The following is a 1,539-nucleotide window of genomic DNA, read 5'->3' as shown; positions in this document are numbered from 1 at the left end:
AGTCGTTCGTGAAGAACCGCCGCGGCGCCGGGCTTAGGCGATATTTAGCGCCGGGATGATCTCGAGGAAGGCTCGGATGATGGCACGAAAGAGCTCTGCGAGCCATCGCAGGAGCAAGCCGAAGTTGTAGCCGGCGGCGGCGAGGACAGCGTTGATACAGTCGCCGGGACGCCCTTTGAGATAATTTCGGTCCATGCGGTGCTCGGCCTTGACGTGGCCGATGACGGGCTCGACAGCCGCGCGACGCTTCATCTCGCGACGGATGGAAGCTGTGACGCGGCGGACCTGACCCGAGATCCAGACTCTGAACCGATGTGGGTGATTGTGGCCGCGATACCCTTTGTCGACGTGGATACGGCGAGCCTCCACGCCGGTGAGCTTCTCCATGTCGGCGATCACGGGGCCGAGCGTGTGCCCATCGAAGGGATTGCCGTGCAGGGCCTTGGCGTGAAGCACGAACTGGCCGCCCTTCGGAGACGTCACGGGAGTGGCGATACTGACCTTGCAGCCGAACTCGTAGGGCGCGCGGGCCTTACCCTTGCCGATGCACTCGACCTCCGGGGCGTGCAACGCATAAACCTTTGGACCGCGCTGGTGCTGATCCTGGCTGCGCACCTGCTGCGCTAAACCGAGCAACGGGCCGAAGCGAGCTTCCAGCGCTGTATCGCCATCAATCTTGCGGCGGATGTCGCGGATGATCCGGCCGAGCCGTGTCCGCAGGAACTTGAGCTGCCGCCGGGCGCGTTTGAACTGGTGGGCGTGGGTATAGCGGCCGACCATGATGGCGGCGCGCTTGGCCAGGCGCAGATAGCTCTGGCGCAGCAGCACACGGTTGCGTCTGGCGAGCCCGACCAGCTTGACGATTGCTCGATGCATCAGCCGTGCGTCGGTCGGATGGGCGACCGCCTTGGGCTGCACCGTGGTATCGACGATCACCCGTTCCAGGTCCTTCGCGCCGATCGCGCCGGTCTTGTGCGCCACCGACAGACTTTCCTGGATCAGCGCGACAAGCTGCTCCTCGCCGAGCCGCTGTCGCCAGCGCGTCATCGACGATCGATCGAATGGCAACCGGTGGCAGAAGCTCAATTCGCCGCAGAAGTGCTGGTAGTAGGGGTTCTCGATCCAGCGGGCGCACAGCGCTTCATCCGACAGGTTGTGCATGTGCTTCAGAATGAACAGGCCGGCGATCAGCCGCGTCGGCAAGCCCGGCTGCCCTGACCCTGCCTGGCACACCGAACCAAAGCGCTCATTCAGCACGTTCCAGTCGATCAGCGCCGCCAACCGCACCAGCGGATGACCCATGTCGATGATCTGATCCAGGGCCGGAAGCAGCAGGTCCTTCTGGCGATCATCCCGCGGTTTGCTCATCGCATTCCCCAATGTCGACGACGCCGTCAGGGAATCACGAAACGCCCAAAAACGAAATCCCAAAACGCAGGAAAGCGAGGTCCCACACACCGCTTTCCTGCAAAATCGAATACTTGTTCAAGACCAGTTTTGCTTGTTTTTCAGGTCAATCCGCATTCTTCACGGACGACT

Annotated in this window: 1 protein-coding gene; it reads right to left on the bottom strand. The window is 62.4% G+C overall.

The genetic code is table 11. From position 1 onward, the window contains the following. Window positions 1–33 precede the first annotated feature (33 nt). Complete coding sequence (locus P0R31_RS40610) at window positions 34–1,368, bottom strand: IS5 family transposase (RefSeq protein WP_157288162.1); 1,335 nt, start codon at window positions 1,366–1,368, stop codon at window positions 34–36. Window positions 1,369–1,539 lie beyond the last annotated feature (171 nt).

The sequence above is a fragment of the Bradyrhizobium yuanmingense genome (assembly GCF_029167105.1).
Classification (GTDB): Bacteria; Pseudomonadota; Alphaproteobacteria; order Rhizobiales; family Xanthobacteraceae; genus Bradyrhizobium; species Bradyrhizobium yuanmingense_A.
Note: the sequence above shows the minus strand (reverse complement) of the source record. Positions and strands in the feature narration are given on the sequence as shown.